Source organism: Levilactobacillus koreensis JCM 16448 (genome assembly GCF_001435525.1).
In the GTDB taxonomy this organism is placed as follows: domain Bacteria; phylum Bacillota; class Bacilli; order Lactobacillales; family Lactobacillaceae; genus Levilactobacillus; species Levilactobacillus koreensis.
Window position 1 is genome coordinate 55167 of record NZ_AZDP01000053.1, and the last position, 16322, is coordinate 71488.

Genomic DNA, 16322 nt, shown 5'->3' on the forward strand with positions numbered 1-16322 from the left:
GCACCGATCCAGCCCATATCTGCCGGCCGTTAAGGCGAAGGGCCCACCAGGTTGCCTAGTTTTAGTCTCACTGTTGTTGCTAGAGTAGGCATGACTGGCATTTTGGAACTTTCAACCTTTAGTAATTAATAAGTTGAGATTGAAATATAGGTTGTATCTGTTACGCTTATAGCGGTAAGAATTTTGCCAGTAAATGCAGATTGGTCGCTTCTATAACCAAATTGTGAAGTTACAGGTACCGTTAATGCTATGTAAGCCGAGAGATCAGCGGATATGGGTTCAGGTGTGCCCGCACCGCTCCAGCCCACATCTGCCGGCCGGTAAGCCGAAAGAACCACTAATGTATAGTCAAAAAGCTAATCAAAAATAAAAAGTAGTTGTCAAGAAAGTATGGTGTAAGTAATGACTTCAGTAATCTTTATGGGAACGCCCGAATTTTCAGCCCCCATCCTGAGTAGTCTGATTGAAAAAGGCTATGATGTGTTGGCCGTCGTGACGCAGCCCGACCGTCGAGTTGGCCGGAAGCACGTCTTAACGGCATCCCCAGTGAAACAAGTGGCCGTGGAACACGGCATCGAAGTGCTCCAACCACAGAAAATCTCCGGAAGTGACGAAATGGCGCGGGCCATCGAACTCGCCCCCGACCTGATCGTCACGGCAGCGTTTGGGCAATTTCTGCCAACGAAGCTGTTAAAGGCGGCCAAGGTGGCGGCAGTTAACGTTCACGCCTCCTTATTGCCTAAGTACCGTGGCGGGGCACCTGTGCACTACGCCATCATGAACGGGGACAAGGAGACCGGTGTGTCCATTATGTTTATGGAAAAGAAGATGGACGCCGGGGATGTCTTAGCGCAACAAGCCCTGCCGATCACGGATCAAGACGATGTTGGGAGTATGTTTAAGAAACTCAGCGTGCTCGGACGCGACCTCTTATTGGAGACGTTACCGAAGCTGTTGGCCGGTGAGATTACGCCGGTTCCTCAAGACGAGGACCAAGTGACCTTTTCACCAACTATCAAGTCCGACGAAGAACGCATCGACTTGACCCTGAGTGCTCACCTGATCGACTGCAAGGTACGGGCATTGCGGCCAGCCCCCATTGCCCACATTTACTTGAACGGCGTGCGGACGAAACTGTGGCAAGTGACCGTTCTCGACGAAACGACCGACTTGAAGCCAGGAGCCTTGGTCAGCCATGACAAGCATCACTTGGCGATTGCGACTGGGGAACACGGTGTCCTTAGTCTTGATGAGATTCAACCGGCTGGGAAGCCCAAGCTAAGCATCACGGACTTCTTGAACGGAACGAGCGACGCATTGACAATTGGCGAACAGGTGGCTGAATAATGACGAAAAATACAACTCCCCGGGCTTTAGCGGTCGAAGCATTGACGCGCGTGGCTAACGGGGCTTACTCGAACTTACAATTGGAAACAACCTTAGAGAGTCATAATCTGAGCGACGTTGACCGCCGTTTCGTGACCAACCTGGTCTACGGGACGATTCAACATCAGCTGACCTTGGATTACTATCTGGAAGGATTCATCAAGCCTACCCAAAAGGTTCTGCCATGGGTCAAGATGACGCTGTTGGTGGCGTTATACCAAGAAATTTACTTGGACCGGGTGCCTAAGCGCGCTATCTTCAACGAAGCCATTCAATTGGCTAAGGACCGGGGCCACGAAGGGATTCGACGTTTCGTCACGGGGGTTTTGCACGCCATTGACCGGCAGGGGCTACCTGATATCAGTCAGATCAAGGACCCAATCAAACGGTTGAGTCTGGAATATTCCGTTCCCGAATGGCTAGTAACCGCCATCCAAGACCAAGTAGGTGCCGACAAGACCCTCAGTATCTTGGAAACCATCAACCAACCAGCCGCTCAATCCGTACGGGTCAACGTGGCCATGGCGACGCCCGAAGAAGTGCGTCAATCACTGGAGGACCAAGGATACACGGTGACCCCTAGTGTCGTTGCCGGCAACGCCTTTCGTTTGGACGATAAGGCCGCGAACCAAAGCAATGTGTTTGAAACGGGTGAATTGACCATCCAAGATGAGAGTGCCATGTTACCAGTCGAGGCCTTACAGGTTCGCCCTGGGGACCAAGTCTTAGACGCTTGTGCCGCACCTGGTGGGAAGACCACGCAGATTGCTGCGCTTCTCGATGCCCATTCCGGTGGGAAGGTCACGGCCTTGGACCTACATCCAAAGAAGGTCACTCTGATCGAAAAGAACGCCGAACGCATGCACGTGACTGACCGGGTCGATGCCGTGGCGTTGGATGCCCGGAAGATCAATGACCGGTTCCCAAAGAAGGAATTCGACCGCATCTTAGTCGATGCCCCTTGTTCTGGACTGGGCCTGATTCGCCGGAAGCCGGAGATTCGTTACGAAAAGACACCAGAAGACATTCAACAGTTGCAACGCGTTCAATTGAGCATCTTGGACACTGTTAGTGAAAAGTTAAAGGCCAATGGAATTTTGGTCTACAGTACCTGCACGATTCTCGATACCGAGAATGGTGAGGTCGTGGCGAAGTTCCTGGCAAGCCATCCTGATTTCGAATCTATGCGGGTCGAGACCAGTCAAAACGTGAAGGGTGACCGGAGCACGGACACGTTGAACATCTATCCGGATGATTTTGATTCAGACGGATTCTTCGTGAGTGCCTTCCGTCGTAAAAAATAGGGGTGATAGGCTATGAAAGTCGCATACCGAACATCGATTGGTAAGCAACGCAATGATAATGAGGACTACGTGGACGTTTTCACCAACCAAGCGGGCCAGCACTTAGCCATCATTGCGGATGGTATCGGGGGTCATCAGGGGGGCGACGTCGCCAGCGCCATGGCGGTGTCCCACCTTGGGCATGAGTTCGAAGAGACCGACCTGAAGACGCCCAGTGCTGCGCGCCAATGGATTACGACCCAGATCACCGCAGAAAACCAATCGATCATTGATAAATCCAATCAGTTTGCGGACTTGAATGGGATGGGGACGACCTTAGTGGCGGCGCTGTACTTCACCGAAGAGGTCGTGATTGCCAACATCGGTGATTCGCGGGCGTACCTGTACCGCGATCAACAGTTACGGCAATTGACCGAGGATCATTCGTTAGTCAACGAATTGGTCAAGCGTGGTGAAATCAGCCGTCAAGCAGCTCGGCACCATCCACAAAAAAATGTGATCATCCGCTCGTTAGGAATCTCTAATGACGCGCGGTTCGATCTCAACACCTATCCCTTAGTGACGAACGATCAACTGCTCCTCTGTACCGATGGACTGACCAACATGGTCGATGACCATCAGATTCAAGAGGTGTTGGCAAGCGACCAGACGGCACAGGCCAAGTGTGACCTATTGATCAATTTGGCCAATGCTGCTGGCGGGTTAGATAATATTACGGTTTTGATCATCACCAACTTCTCGCGGGAGGTGGCGGAATAATGCGATCGGGTTATACTTTAAATGGCCGTTATCGCATCATCCGCGCGCTGGGCGAGGGGGGTATGGCCAACGTTTATCTAGCTCATGACTTGATCTTGAATCGTGACGTTTCCGTAAAATTGTTGCGGCTCGATCTGCGAGACGATCCCAGTACGATTCGGCGTTTCCAGCGTGAGGCGTTGGCGGCGACCGAATTGGTTCACCAAAACATCGTGCAAGTTTACGATGTCGGTGAAGAAAATGGGATGCAGTATCTCGTCATGGAGTACGTCGAAGGAACCGACCTGAAGGCGTACATCAAGGATCACTTTCCGATTGCGTATCAGGAAGTCATCCAGATTATGGAACAGATCTTGGGTGCCGTTCAGACGGCTCATGAACATAATATTATTCACCGGGACTTAAAGCCCCAAAATATTTTGATCGACCAAAATCGGGTGGCCAAAATCACCGACTTTGGTATCGCGGTCGCTTTATCCGAACACAGCCTGACGCAGACCAACACGGTTTTGGGATCCGTGCACTACCTGTCGCCAGAACAAGCGCGTGGGGGGATGGCGACCAAGCAATCAGACATTTATTCACTGGGAATCATTCTGTACGAAATGCTGACCGGCACCGTGCCTTTTGAGGGCGAAACGGCAGTCTCCATTGCGTTGAAGCACTTCCAGTCGGAGATTCCATCGGTCAGAGAGATCGATCCGCGGATTCCGCAGGCGTTGGAAAATGTGGTCTTAAAGGCGACGTCTAAGCGTCCCGAAGACCGGTACACCGACGCTGCGAGTATGGCGGAAGACCTGAAGACCTCGTTGTCGCCAAAACGGGCGGGTGAACTGAAATTTACTCCCACGAGTGGCGATGATGGTGAGACGAAGGTTTTGCCGCTGAGTGGCGCGTTGTCTTCGGCGTTACCACTCAGTGAGACCCCGCCGGCTAAAGCCGATGCTGAACCGCAAGAAAAGGCGGACAAGGCGTCGGTGACTCCTAAAAAGGGGCGCAAAAAGACGCGCCATCCGCGTCGCCGAAAGTTTTTGATGGCGGGATTGGTCGTAGTCTTGCTGATTGCCGGCATCATTATCGGCATGGCGCTCTTCCGGCCGCACATGACCAGTGTGCCTGACGTGGTGGGCCAGAAGAAAGCCGCTGCTGAGACGGAGTTGGTCTCCGCGCACTTGACGGCGGGGACGATCCACAAGACGGCGAGTTCTAAGGTTAAAGTAGGCCGCGTTGTGCGGACCGAACCCCGCTCGGGCACACAGCTCAAGCAGGAAAGTGAAGTCGATCTGTGGGTCAGCACCGGGCCAAAACGCTATAAATTAGCGGATTACCAGGGTGATTCCTATGCCAGCACGGCGGCCAAACTTCAGGCCATTGGTTTTACCGTTCACCGTGAGTCGGTCCATTCGACCAGTGTTCCTGCTGGCAAGATCATCCAGCAGAGCGTTGAGGCGGGCCAAAGCGTTGTTCCAACGGATACGGATGTGACTTTCACCGTGTCGACTGGGTCGGAGACCGTGACCTTAGCGGACTTAACGAATAAGACCAAAGCGCAAGCCCAGAGCTACGCGTCGAATCACAATTTGAACCTAGCCTTCCAGTACGCTTACTCGAGCGATGTGGAGAAGGGGCGTGTGATCCGACAGTCGCCGGGTGAAGGTGCCGTCGTTCATGAGGGTGACGAGGTCACATTGACATTGTCTCGTGGTGCGGAGAGTGAAAGTAGCTCGAGCGTCGATCAGTTCAGTGTGAGCGTCAAGATTCCGTTTGATGACAGCAGTACGGACAGTTCGTCAACCGAAGAAGCCGATGACGACAGCGACAGTAGTAGCAGTAGTAGTTCGGCGTCCAACCTGGTTCAGATCTATTTGCGTGACCAGGATCATTCTTTAAGTACGATTTACAAACAAATGACGATTACGGCGGATACGACCGTGACGTTGCCGTTTACGGTTGCGTCCGGGAAATCCGGTGCCTACAAAGTCGTTCGTGACGGCCATGTGATTGCCTCAGATAATCACGTGACGAAAAATTAATGAAAAAGCCTGCATTTAGAGCTCAGTTCTTTTATAATATAAGAGGACTGAGCTTTTTTGCTAAAATGATAAAGGAGGTGCTGCATGTCAGAGGGACAGATTCGTCAGTCGTTAAGCGGTTTCTATGACGTTTTTAGCGACGGTGAAATGTACCGAACCCGTGCCCGGGGAAATTTCCGTAAGCGGCGAATTACGCCGCTTGTCGGGGACCGGGTAACCTTTGAGAGTTCGTCACCCAAAGAGGGCTATATCTTAGAGATTCAACCAAGAGACAACGCATTGACCCGGCCACCGGTCGCTAACATTGACCAAGGAATCGTGGTCACGGCGGTGGCGGCGCCAGAGTTTTCGACCAACCTGTTGGATCGTCAGTTGATTGCGCTTGAGATCAGTCACATTGCGCCGGTCATTTACTTTACCAAGACCGATTTAATTTCTGATGAACGGTATCAAGAGTTCGAGACGTTAGCGGCGGGATACCGTCAGGTCGGCTATCCGGTCGTGTTGACGCGTGAGCCGTTTGCCAAGCCGGGATTAGATCAGTTGCGTGAAACGTTGGCCGACAAGGAAACGGTGATCATGGGCCAGACGGGGGCCGGAAAATCGACGCTGTTAAACCACATTGCGCCCGACCTTGAGCTGGCGACCGGCGAGATTTCGACCGCGCTGAATCGTGGACGACACACGACACGTAAGGTGAGTTTGATGCCGATTGCGGGTGGCTTGGTGGCAGATACGCCAGGATTCTCTTCGTATGACACGTTGACCATCGACTATCGTGAGCTTGCACAGTACTTTCCCGAGTTTGCTCGGTTGGCGCCTGAGTGTCGTTTCCGGGGCTGTGTGCACATCAACGAGCCGGGATGCGCCGTTAAAACCAGTTTAGCCGACGGGGAGATCATGCAGAGTCGTTACGATAACTACCTGCAGTTAGTCACGTTGTTAAAGAACCAAAAACCTGTTTATAACAAAAAGAAATGAGGAATAGTTTTTATGATTAAAGTAGCGCCTTCAATTTTAAGTGCGGATTACATCAATTTACAACCAGACGTTGAAAAGGTCGACAAGGCCGGTGCCGAAGTCTTACACATCGACATCATGGATGGTGCGTTCGTCCCTGCATTGTCATTTGGCCCTGGTGTCGTTAAGGCTTTACGTCCCGTGACGAAGATGGTCTTAGACGTGCACATGATGGTCCAAAACCCAGAACGTTACGTTGAAGACTTTGCCAAGGCTGGCGCTGACATTATCGGTGTCCACGTCGAAGCAACGCCACACATTCACCGGGCCTTACAAATGATTCAAAATGCCGGCGCAACGCCAGAAGTTGTCATCAACCCAGGGACTCCAGTCTCAGCTATTCTGCCCGTCTTAGACATGGTAGGCCAAGTCTTAGTGATGACCGTTAACCCTGGTTTCGGTGGTCAAAAGTTCTTGCACAGCACGGTTGCTAAGATTGCTGAATTAGACGCCATCAAGAAGGAAAAGGGCTACACCTTTGACATCGAAGTCGATGGTGGGGTCAACAATGAAACTGTTGTGGAATGTGCTAACGCCGGTGCTACCGTCGCCGTTGCTGGATCATACGTCTTTAACTCAGACGACCCAGTAGCTCGCATCAACGCGTTAAAGGAAGCTACGAAATAATGCCACGGGGCGGAACGTTTAATCTATTAGTGGGCGGTCCGAAGGCCAATTGGCCCGAAGAACTCGTCGGCAAGAAAATCGTTGGCCCCTGGATTGGCGTTGACCGAGGGACATTACGACTGATCGATCACAATATTCAACCGGTGGCTGCAGTGGGGGATTTCGATTCCTTGCAGGCAACGGAACTGCAGCGGGTAAGACGCAACGTGAAAGATATTCGCTCGAAGTCCGATCAAGATTTTACCGACACACAGGTGGCCGTTAAGGTGGCACTGACCGATTACGGCGCTGAACGCGTGGACATTTACGGGGCAACGGGTGGTCGGCTAGATCACTTCCTCGCCAATTTATTTTTGGTGTTGGATCCCCAGTACAAACGTTATGCGGGTCGGATTCGACTGATCGACAAGCAAAACACGATTACATTTTATCTGCCGGGGCATTACACGGTTCAAAAGGAACCAGATAAGAACTACTTGGCCTTTGTACCGCTAACGCCCATCGATCATTTGACCCTGATCAACGAAAAATATACGTTACATGACGAACCGATTCCGTACCCCATCTCCTTTGCCAGCAATGAATTTGTCGGCGAATCTGGTGAATTTCGCTTTGACACGGGTCTGCTCTGTGTCATTCAGAGTAAAGACACGTATGAAGCGCGGCACGAATAGGGTCAGTGTGTATGTAAAAGGAACTGTGGCTGTACTGACCACGGTTCCTTTTTTGGATAGTTGTATAGGCCAAAAGCGACCGCATTGTGACTGCCAGGGATTCCGCCTGATACGTTCCTGGCCTCCTTCGGCTCTAATTGGTTCTACTGGAATCAGGCGTTGAGAGATTTCGTGTGACCTCGATTTTTTGATAGGTGACATGCTTTCTTCAAGGGTTAAGCGTAAGTAGTCACAGTTTTGTTTTTCCAATCCGAAAAAGTTGTAAAAATGTTTCAATTAAAACTGAATTTTTAGCTGTTAGTATGGAAAGTGGCTGTTGTTTAAGCTTTGGTGGTCACTTTGACTGTCATTTTTGACCAGTCAATCGACGCTGTTTGACTTGATTTGTATCATTCTTGTATGGTTAGTGGGACTAAAGGTGACATTAGAGTGTCAATTTAAGAGAATTTTTCTACTGAATTTTGACTGGGGGTTAACCAAGGTCGTAGTACACCTAATTTACCGTTCAGTTTTGAACTAACTGTCAAAAAAAGGGTAAAAAAAAGGCACAAACCAGTAAACTGGTCGTGCTTTCCTTTTATAACCGTGTCGTTAACTAGACGCGGGTTACTTTACCTGATTTCAAAGTCCGAGCCGAAATCCAGACCTTTTTCGGCTTACCGTCCACCAAGATGCGAACTTTTTGTAAGTTCGGCTTCCAAGCGCGACGACTTGAATTCAAAGCGTGGGAACGCTTGTTACCGAAGCGAGTCCGCTTACCGTTGAGAAAATCCTTTGCCATGGCGTAAACCCTCCTTTATGGATTCATTACTTTTAAAAAGCAGTGCTTTTTACTCACCTGACTAATTTACCATACTCTTTTGCGGAACGCAATGTTTTCTTTCAAGGAAATTTACTTGACACTCATTTACCGTCATGACGTGCATTTGGGAGTTCCTATTTCTATTTTAGCGTAGGTTGTGGTAAGATTAATTTCTGTTAAGATTCTATTTTCAGATAAGGAGGCTATTTCCATGGCCGTAAAGATTAAGACTCAGTACGGAACAATTGATATTACCAATGAAGTGATTGCGACCGTTGTTGGGGGTGCCGCGACTGATAATTATGGTGTCGTGGGCATGGCAAGCAAGAATCAGATTCGGGACAACGTCAATGATATTTTGCGTCGCGAGAACTATGCGCGCGGCGTGGTTGTTCGCCAAGAGGAAAATGGGGTTGCTATCGACGTCTACGTGATCGTTAGTTACGGAACCAAGATTTCCGAAGTCTCACGTAACGTTCAATCTAAAGTCAAATATAACCTAGAAACAATGTTGGGAGTTACTGCTAACTCCGTTAACGTCATTGTTCAAGGGGTGCGGGTGTTGGCTGATTAGCCAGACGTACTGAAATCAAGGAGGATACTTAGTTGAAAGTAACAGAAATTACTAATCTTGAGTTTGGTAAGATGGTCCAAGCCGCCTCGCAAAAGCTAAACCAAAATGCTGATTTTATTAACTCACTGAACGTGTTCCCAGTTCCAGATGGGGATACCGGGACCAACATGAGCCTGTCGCTTCAAAGTGGGGCCAAGTACGAACGGGATGCTGACAGCACCGCCGTTGGGACCTTAGCAACTGCTCTAGCTAAAGGGTTGCTGATGGGTGCTCGGGGAAATTCTGGGGTTATTTTATCTCAAATTTTCCGGGGCTTCTCCAAAAAGTTAGCGGATAAAGAAACGCTGACCGCCCAAGATTTGGCCGATGGCTTCGCTGCCGGGGCTGAGACCGCCTATAAGGCCGTTATGAAGCCCACTGAGGGAACTATCCTCACCGTCGTTCGCGAAGGTGCTCAGGCCGGCTTAAATGCGGCTAAGAAGTCCGATGATGTTTTAGTTGTCATGGATGCCGTCTACGAAGCAGCCAAGGCCGCTTTAGCAACGACACCGGACCTCTTACCCGTCTTGAAGCAGGTCGGCGTTGTTGATTCCGGTGGCCAAGGGTTGACCTTTGTGCTGGAATCCTTCAACGACTCCCTGAATGGCCGTGTTGCCGAAGAGGGCGACTATAAGCCAGACGATGCTGAAATGGACGAAATGATCGATGCTGCCCATCACCAAAGTGTGCAAGGGAAGCTTGATCCAGACAGTATCAAGTACGGGTACTGTACTGAAATCATGGTGCGCATCGGCCGTGGAAAGCAAATTCAACACGATTTTGACTACGATACGTTCTATAAGTATTTAGCCGGTCTCGGGGATTCTTTGCTCATGGTCAATGACGAAGAAATTGTTAAAGTCCACGTTCACACGGAACATCCTGGGAAAGTTATTGCCTGGGGTCAAGAGTTTGGTGACCTAGCGAAGGTTAAGGTCGACAACATGCGGATGCAACAAGAGACCATCATGGAACACGATGAAGAGACTGCTGCAGATGCTAGTGCCGTTGCAACCGCCGAAGAACCAGCCGATACAGCGATCATTGCGATTGCTGCCGGTGATGGCTTAGCGACGCTCTTTAAGAGCCTTGGTGTCACGCACATGGTCAATGGTGGTCAAACCATGAACCCAAGTACGCAAGACATCGTGGACGCTATCAACCAGAGTAAGGCTAAGCGTGCCATCGTCTTACCAAACAATAAAAACATCTTCTTGGCCGCTGAACAAGCCGCTAAGGTTGCCGATGTGCCAGCCGTAATCGTGCATTCCAAGACCGTTTCCCAAGGGATGACGGCCATGCTTGGGTATAACCCCGATGCCGACCTCGCTGACAACCAGGCTGCCATGGAAGATAACCTGTCCGCCGTTAAGAGTGGTCAGGTGACGCATGCCATTCGTGACACGCAATTAGATGGCTTTGACATTAAGGAAGGCAACTTCATGGGAATCGTCGATGGGACGATCAAAGTGACCGATGCCGACCTGTTGAAGACAGCCGTTGACATGGTGAAGACCATGCTCGACGATGAAAGCGAAATTGTGACGATTATTTATGGTGCCGACACGACGGCTGACGTTGCGGATCAATTGCAACAAGCCATCCTAGCACTAGATGATGAATTAGAAACGGAAGTTCACGAAGGGGACCAACCGGTTTATCCATTCCTGATTTCGGTTGAATAGTCGCTTTACCTAGAGCGCAAGCTGGCGGTAACGACAACACGGAGGGGTGTGGGACATTTTGTCTCATGCCCCTTCGCTGGTTAAATCTGTGTAAATTGAGCATTGCGGCCGGTGATTCCGTCTGCTGTGGGGGCCGCTTTAGACTGGAAAAGCACCAGTCTTCTCGCTCGATTTGAAGCCACACTAAAATCGTGTGTCTTCAAAGTCACCCCTGCTGTAAACTGGCCGATAAAACGCCAGCTAACACCATTTACACGGCCGGCTACATCCTTGGCCGCCTCTGGTTCAGATTGGACTATGATAAAAGCTGTGGTCATGTTATGTACCTCAAGCTAGGCAGACATCGACTCATGTGTTGCGTTGTCACTGAACGCTAACGTAAGCCGAGAGGCCGCCAGATATGGGCTCAGGCGCGTCGTTCTGCTTAGGTGACGGTGATTTTCCGTCGGCTTAGCAGAAGACCAACCTTGGAGACTCGGCATTTTCGAGGCTTCAAGTTGTGTCCGCACCGTTCCAGCCCATATCTGGCGGCCGGTAAGGCGATGAGACCACTAGGTTGCCCGGGTTTAACGCTGGTACTATGTTTGAAAAAACTTTTGAGAAGGAGGTGATCGTGATGGCTAGTTTGAGTGATTCGGTGGGAATGCTGACGGGGGTCGGTCCCAAGCGGGTGCAGGCGCTGAGTGAGTTGGATATTCACAACGTTAATGACCTGCTGACGTATTTTCCTTTTCGCTATGAGGACTTGCAGGCCAAGGACCCAGAGGAGCTCACGGATCAAGCGAAGGTCACGCTGAAGGGAACCGTTGCGGCGGCTCCCGTTTTGACTCGGTTTGGGCGCAAAAAGAATCGATTGAACTTTCGCCTGTTACTCGACGAACACAACATCATTCCGGTGACCTTCTTTAACCAACCTTGGTTGCGCGATCAACTGGAGGTTGGCGCCGAGATTGTCGTTTATGGGCGTTATGATGCCAAACGACAAAGTTTAGCGGGGATGAAGATTCTCGCTAGTGCGGATAATGCAATGGGGTCAATCTACCCGGCTAATAAGGAAATTCGCCAGGCCACCATCAAAAAGCTGGTGCAGGCGGCCTATGATCTTTACGCACCGGTCATCGTGGATCTGATTCCAGAGCCTTTGCGGGAACAGTACCGGTTATTGCACCGCCACCAGATGATTCACGACATGCACTTTCCAGCAAACGATGCGGCAGCTCAAGCGGCACGGCGAACGGCTAAATTCGAGGAGTTTTACTTATTCGAGTTGCGGCTACAGATTGTGAAGCAGCAAGATCACACGTTACACGGTCAAGCGTTTGCCTATAATCTGCCACAGCTCAAGGCCTTTATTGACTCACTCCCTTACGAGTTGACGACTGCCCAGAAGCGAGTGGTCAATGAGATTTGTTTTGATCTGAAGCGGCCAATTCATATGAACCGTCTCCTGCAAGGGGATGTGGGGAGTGGAAAAACGGTGGTCGCGGCCATTGCAATGTACGCGGCGATCACGGCGGGGGCTCAGGCCGCATTGATGGCGCCCACCGAAATTTTAGCCGAGCAACACGCCAATAATTTAGCGAAATTGTTCGATGGGTTCCCGGTCAACGTGGCGTTGCTGACTGGGGCGACCAAGCCAGCGGCGAGAAAGACCCTCTTGCCCCAGATCGCTAACGGTGAGGTGAATCTGCTGATTGGGACGCACGCGCTGATTCAACCAGAAGTGGCTTACCACCATCTGGGCCTTGCGGTAATCGATGAACAACACCGCTTCGGGGTCAACCAGCGACAAGCACTGCGTGAAAAGGGGCAACAGCCCGACGTCTTAGCGATGACGGCGACCCCAATCCCCCGGACACTGGCGATTACGGCGTATGGTGAGATGGATGTATCGGTCATCAATGAACTGCCGGCTGGTCGGCAACCGATTCGAACGACCTGGATTCGCAGCAATCAAGTGGATGCTACACTACGTCAGGTCAAGGCCGAGCTCAGCAGTGGGTCGCAGGCCTACGTGGTCACCCCGTTGATCGAAGAGTCCGAGGCCGTTGACATGAAGAATGCCGAGGCCATTTACGCGCGGTTCAAGGAAGAATTTGAACCCACTTATAAGGTTGGCTTGCTTCACGGACGGATGAAAAATGACGAAAAAAATGCCATCATGGCCGCCTTTAAAGCCAACGAATTTCAAGTTTTGGTGGCCACAACGGTGATCGAGGTCGGGGTCGATGTGCCGAATGCGACACTGATGATGATCTACGATGCCGATCACTTTGGCCTGGCTCAGCTGCATCAGTTGCGGGGCCGAGTCGGCCGGGGGAAGAAGGCTTCCGCTTGTATTTTAGTGGCGGACCCGAAGAACCAGTTGGCTATTGAGCGGATGACGACGATGACCAGTACCAACGACGGCTTTGTTTTATCCCAAAAGGATTTGGAATTACGGGGCCCAGGTGATATTCTGGGAAGAAAGCAGTCCGGTGTGCCCGATTTCAAAGTTGGCGATCCGGTGGCCGACCTCAACGTCTTGAGTGCTGCCCAACAAGCAGCTAAGGAGACGGTCGCCGCACCGAACTGGGCAGATAAAGACGATAATTTGGCGTTGGCCGCCTTTTTGACGACGACCGCCCATCAGACTACTACGATGGATTAAGTGAGGAGATAAACTAATGAAGATTGCCGTTGACGCAATGGGTGGCGATTACGCCCCAACCGAAGTCGTAAAGGGTGTGGAATTGGCGCGCGACGCTTACCCTGATTTGGAATTTTTACTGTACGGACAAGCAGAGAAGGTTACGCCCTTACTGACCGATACCACGCGGATCACGGTGATGCCTGCACCAGAAGTGATTACAATGGAGGACGAACCCGTTCGCGCGATTCGCCGCAAGAAGCAGTCCAGCATTGTCCTGGCCGCCACGGCTGTACGCGAAGGCGAAGCAGATGCCTTTCTGTCGGCTGGAAACTCCGGTGCCGTTTTGGCAGCGGGCCTGCTGATCGTTGGCCGTATCAAGGGCATTGATCGCCCCGGTCTGACAACGACGCTCCCCGTATTACAAAAGCCGGACCAATCGAGCTTTGTGATGCTGGATGTGGGTGCTAACGCCGACACTAAGCCATTTAACGTGGTGCAGTACGCCGTTATGGGTCAGTACTACGCCCAATCCATCATGAACGTCAAGAATCCGCGGGTGGGCCTGCTAAATAACGGGACCGAAGCCGACAAGGGTGACCAAAATCACCGGGCGATTCACGATGCCTTGGCCGGGATGGATAGCATTAACTTCGTGGGCAACGTGGAATCACGGGACCTGTTAAGTGGGGTCGCCGATGTGGTCGTCACCGATGGGTTCACTGGGAACGCCACGCTCAAGGCGATTGAAGGCACAGCCTTGTCCATGCTGAAGCTGATCAAGGGTGAAATCATGAGCGGTGGCCTCGGCGGTAAGCTGGGAGCAGCCATGTTAAAACCCGTCTTCAAAAACGTTCGGAGTGCCATGGACTACTCGCAATATGGCGGGGCTGTCTTGCTCGGCTTGAAGGCACCAGTGGTTAAGACGCACGGGTCTTCTAAGGCCGGAACCATTAAGAATACGATTGCTCAGATTCACGAGCTCTTAGAAACGCACAGCGCTGAACAGCTGGTCAGCTACTTCGACCAGCACACCGACGAAATGGCCGCTTTGAAGGAATCTTTGAAGTAGGGTCAAGTGCTAGGTGGTACTAAATGGTGTTGAAATAGCTGCGCGGCGGATGCCAGAGATTCCGGCTCTGATTGATGGTTGGCATCACAATCGTTTAAGACCGTAGAATCGCCTGCTTTGTAACTATTCCCTGGACGAAATTTTGCAGGATTGTTGCCTGTGGTGTGTGGCTGATGGGTTGTAGTCAGGCTTCTTCGGGGTGAATGTGTTTGTTAGTTATCCGGATAGGGTTGCCTGACCTTAGTTTAGGCATGACAGGTTATTTAGCCATGTTAACCTCGGCATCATCAAACCGGTCAGCTTCAAGCCATACGAATAAAAATATCCAGCCTGATGGCGACTATCAGACAAACTAACTTCACGTTTTAGCAAATTATCCTGGTCAACATCAGGTTAAAAGCCGGAGGAGGCCAGGGATGGAGCCAGCCGTGACGACGATGTTAGGCGGGGTTCTTTCCGGCTTCCATCGTGGGACGACCTCATAGACACGTGTTTTTCGTGGCTTTGAGACGAGCCCCCAGCCCGCACCTAGGCTGGAGGCGTTCCCCATGGTGGGCGGAATCTCTGGCAGCCGCGGGCGAACAACTTGTGTAACACCAAGCGGACCGATAAATTGGCTAGACAAGGCCGGGGAAAACGGTTAGACTACTTATTGAATACTGTGAGTGAGGGATTATAAATGACAAAAGCAGAAATTTTTGACAAGATTGCCGATATCATCGCCGACCGGTTTGAAACGGACCGTGACGCAATCAACGAACAATTGAATTTTAAACAGGACTTGGACGCGGATTCCATTGATTTTGTGGAATTCGTCTTGGAACTGGAAGATACCTTTGGCGCAGAAATTTCGGATGAAGATGCCGAAAAATTGAATACCATTGGTGAAGTTGTGGACTACATTGACGCCCACCAAAATCAAGCAGAATAAAGTACCAAGCGAGTCCGGGCCGCAACTTTTCGTCCCGGGCTTTTTCAATCTGACTATGAAGAAATGAGGGAATTTACGCGTGATTGCTGGATTAAATGAAGAATTAGCAGAAAATTTTGATATTCACTTTAAAGACCAGTCGTTACTCGACGAAGCGTTTACGCAAGCCTCGTACGTCAACGAACACCCAAATCAGGGCCTGAAGTTTTACGAACGAATCGAATTCTTAGGGGATGCCGTAATGCAGTTGGTCGTTTCCAACTACATTTTCCGGCGCTATCCGAAGATGCCGCAGGGACGCTTAACGCGGCTCCGGGCTGCCATGGTCAACGAACAGAGTTTTGCGAGCTTTGCGCGCGAATGCCATTTCGACCAGTATATTCGGTTGGGTCGGGGCGAAGAAAAAGCCCAGGCTCGGCAACGTGACTCCCTGTTATGTGATATTTTCGAATCTTTTATTGGGGCATTGTACATGGATCAGGGCTTGGACAAAGTGGTGCCGTTTGTGACGACCGTCGTTTTTCCTAAGCTTGACGAAGGCCGCTTCGATGAATTCTTTGACCACAAGACCGAGCTCCAAGAATTGGTCCAAAAGAACGGGTCGGTCACCATCGACTATCGCTTATTGGATGAAGAAGGACCAGATAACGACCGGGCCTTCAAGGTCGCCGTTTACGTGAACGACAAGTTACTGGGGGAAGGAAACGGCCATTCCAAGAAGCACGCGGAACAAAATGCGGCGCGGCATGCGCTGGAGAATCTGAAAGAAGAGTAAGGATGACTAACG

Annotated in this window: 15 protein-coding genes; 13 read left to right on the forward strand and 2 right to left on the reverse strand. The window is 51.0% G+C overall.

The genetic code is table 11. The features are described 5' to 3' along the window. Nucleotides 1–402: 402 nt before the first annotated feature. The 7 genes from fmt (at nt 403) to FC99_RS04225 (ending at nt 7803) form a co-directional block, all read left to right on the forward strand. A complete protein-coding gene (fmt, locus tag FC99_RS04195) occupies nt 403–1347 on the forward strand; it encodes a methionyl-tRNA formyltransferase (RefSeq protein ID WP_048736182.1) in 945 nt (314 codons plus the stop codon). Further along, nucleotides 1347–2690, forward strand: a complete 1344-nt coding sequence (gene rsmB / locus FC99_RS04200) for a 16S rRNA (cytosine(967)-C(5))-methyltransferase RsmB (RefSeq protein ID WP_048736181.1) — start codon at nt 1347–1349, stop codon at nt 2688–2690. The genes fmt and rsmB overlap by 1 nt, the downstream gene beginning before the upstream one ends. A gap of 12 nt (nt 2691–2702) precedes the next feature. Then, complete coding sequence (locus tag FC99_RS04205; protein WP_048736180.1) at nt 2703–3449, forward strand: Stp1/IreP family PP2C-type Ser/Thr phosphatase; 747 nt, start codon at nt 2703–2705, stop codon at nt 3447–3449. After that, nucleotides 3449–5482, forward strand: a complete 2034-nt coding sequence (pknB, locus tag FC99_RS04210) for a Stk1 family PASTA domain-containing Ser/Thr kinase (RefSeq protein ID WP_048736179.1) — start codon at nt 3449–3451, stop codon at nt 5480–5482. Before FC99_RS04205 ends, pknB begins: the two co-directional genes overlap by 1 nt. Nucleotides 5483–5566: 84 nt before the next feature. Next, a complete protein-coding gene (rsgA, locus tag FC99_RS04215) occupies nt 5567–6463 on the forward strand; it encodes a ribosome small subunit-dependent GTPase A (RefSeq protein WP_048736178.1) in 897 nt (298 codons plus the stop codon). Nucleotides 6464–6475: 12 nt separating this feature from the next. Next, complete coding sequence (gene rpe / locus FC99_RS04220) at nt 6476–7129, forward strand: ribulose-phosphate 3-epimerase (RefSeq protein ID WP_048736177.1); 654 nt, start codon at nt 6476–6478, stop codon at nt 7127–7129. Continuing rightward, a complete protein-coding gene (locus FC99_RS04225) occupies nt 7129–7803 on the forward strand; it encodes a thiamine diphosphokinase (protein WP_048736176.1) in 675 nt (224 codons plus the stop codon). The genes rpe and FC99_RS04225 overlap by 1 nt, the downstream gene beginning before the upstream one ends. Nucleotides 7804–8398: 595 nt before the next feature. Here FC99_RS04225 and rpmB read toward each other — a convergent pair. After that, nucleotides 8399–8584 carry a 50S ribosomal protein L28 gene (rpmB, locus tag FC99_RS04230; protein WP_048736175.1) on the reverse strand — a complete coding sequence of 62 codons (186 nt, stop codon included), beginning with the start codon at nt 8582–8584 and terminating at the stop codon, nt 8399–8401. Nucleotides 8585–8816: 232 nt separating this feature from the next. Between rpmB and FC99_RS04235 the strand changes: the two genes are divergently transcribed. Both FC99_RS04235 and FC99_RS04240 read left to right on the forward strand, forming a co-directional pair. Further along, entirely contained in the window at nt 8817–9179 is a 363-nt protein-coding gene (locus tag FC99_RS04235; RefSeq protein WP_020088996.1) for an Asp23/Gls24 family envelope stress response protein, read from the forward strand. Between the two features lie 32 nt (nt 9180–9211). After that, nucleotides 9212–10903, forward strand: a complete 1692-nt coding sequence (locus FC99_RS04240) for a DAK2 domain-containing protein (protein ID WP_048736174.1) — start codon at nt 9212–9214, stop codon at nt 10901–10903. 80 nt (nt 10904–10983) lie between these two features. Here FC99_RS04240 and FC99_RS04245 read toward each other — a convergent pair whose 3' ends face one another. Then, nucleotides 10984–11220 (reverse strand): hypothetical protein, encoded by a 237-nt coding sequence (locus FC99_RS04245; RefSeq protein WP_048736173.1) that lies wholly within the window; start codon nt 11218–11220, stop codon nt 10984–10986. A gap of 299 nt (nt 11221–11519) precedes the next feature. On the opposite strand from FC99_RS04245, the gene recG reads away from it, so the two are divergent. The 4 genes from recG (at nt 11520) to rnc (ending at nt 16310) form a co-directional block, all read left to right on the forward strand. After that, nucleotides 11520–13553 (forward strand): ATP-dependent DNA helicase RecG, encoded by a 2034-nt coding sequence (gene recG, locus FC99_RS04250; protein ID WP_048736172.1) that lies wholly within the window; start codon nt 11520–11522, stop codon nt 13551–13553. Nucleotides 13554–13569: 16 nt separating this feature from the next. Next, nucleotides 13570–14604, forward strand: coding sequence for a phosphate acyltransferase PlsX (plsX, locus tag FC99_RS04255; protein WP_048736171.1), 1035 nt, complete (start codon nt 13570–13572; stop codon nt 14602–14604). A gap of 679 nt (nt 14605–15283) precedes the next feature. Next, nucleotides 15284–15535 carry an acyl carrier protein gene (acpP, locus tag FC99_RS04260; protein ID WP_048736170.1) on the forward strand — a complete coding sequence of 84 codons (252 nt, stop codon included), beginning with the start codon at nt 15284–15286 and terminating at the stop codon, nt 15533–15535. 79 nt (nt 15536–15614) lie between these two features. Next, complete coding sequence (gene rnc / locus FC99_RS04265) at nt 15615–16310, forward strand: ribonuclease III (protein WP_048736169.1); 696 nt, start codon at nt 15615–15617, stop codon at nt 16308–16310. The last annotated feature ends 12 nt before the right edge of the window (nt 16311–16322 follow it).

Coding starts and splice junctions, on each gene's coding strand:
- fmt (WP_048736182.1), top strand. CDS start 403: ATGACTTCAGTAATCTTTATGGGAACGCCCGAATTTTCAGCCCCCATC.
- rsmB (WP_048736181.1), top strand. CDS start 1,347: ATGACGAAAAATACAACTCCCCGGGCTTTAGCGGTCGAAGCATTGACG.
- FC99_RS04205 (WP_048736180.1), top strand. CDS start 2,703: ATGAAAGTCGCATACCGAACATCGATTGGTAAGCAACGCAATGATAAT.
- pknB (WP_048736179.1), top strand. CDS start 3,449: ATGCGATCGGGTTATACTTTAAATGGCCGTTATCGCATCATCCGCGCG.
- rsgA (WP_048736178.1), top strand. CDS start 5,567: ATGTCAGAGGGACAGATTCGTCAGTCGTTAAGCGGTTTCTATGACGTT.
- rpe (WP_048736177.1), top strand. CDS start 6,476: ATGATTAAAGTAGCGCCTTCAATTTTAAGTGCGGATTACATCAATTTA.
- FC99_RS04225 (WP_048736176.1), top strand. CDS start 7,129: ATGCCACGGGGCGGAACGTTTAATCTATTAGTGGGCGGTCCGAAGGCC.
- rpmB (WP_048736175.1), bottom strand. CDS start 8,584: ATGGCAAAGGATTTTCTCAACGGTAAGCGGACTCGCTTCGGTAACAAG.
- FC99_RS04235 (WP_020088996.1), top strand. CDS start 8,817: ATGGCCGTAAAGATTAAGACTCAGTACGGAACAATTGATATTACCAAT.
- FC99_RS04245 (WP_048736173.1), bottom strand. CDS start 11,220: ATGACCACAGCTTTTATCATAGTCCAATCTGAACCAGAGGCGGCCAAG.
- recG (WP_048736172.1), top strand. CDS start 11,520: ATGGCTAGTTTGAGTGATTCGGTGGGAATGCTGACGGGGGTCGGTCCC.
- plsX (WP_048736171.1), top strand. CDS start 13,570: ATGAAGATTGCCGTTGACGCAATGGGTGGCGATTACGCCCCAACCGAA.
- acpP (WP_048736170.1), top strand. CDS start 15,284: ATGACAAAAGCAGAAATTTTTGACAAGATTGCCGATATCATCGCCGAC.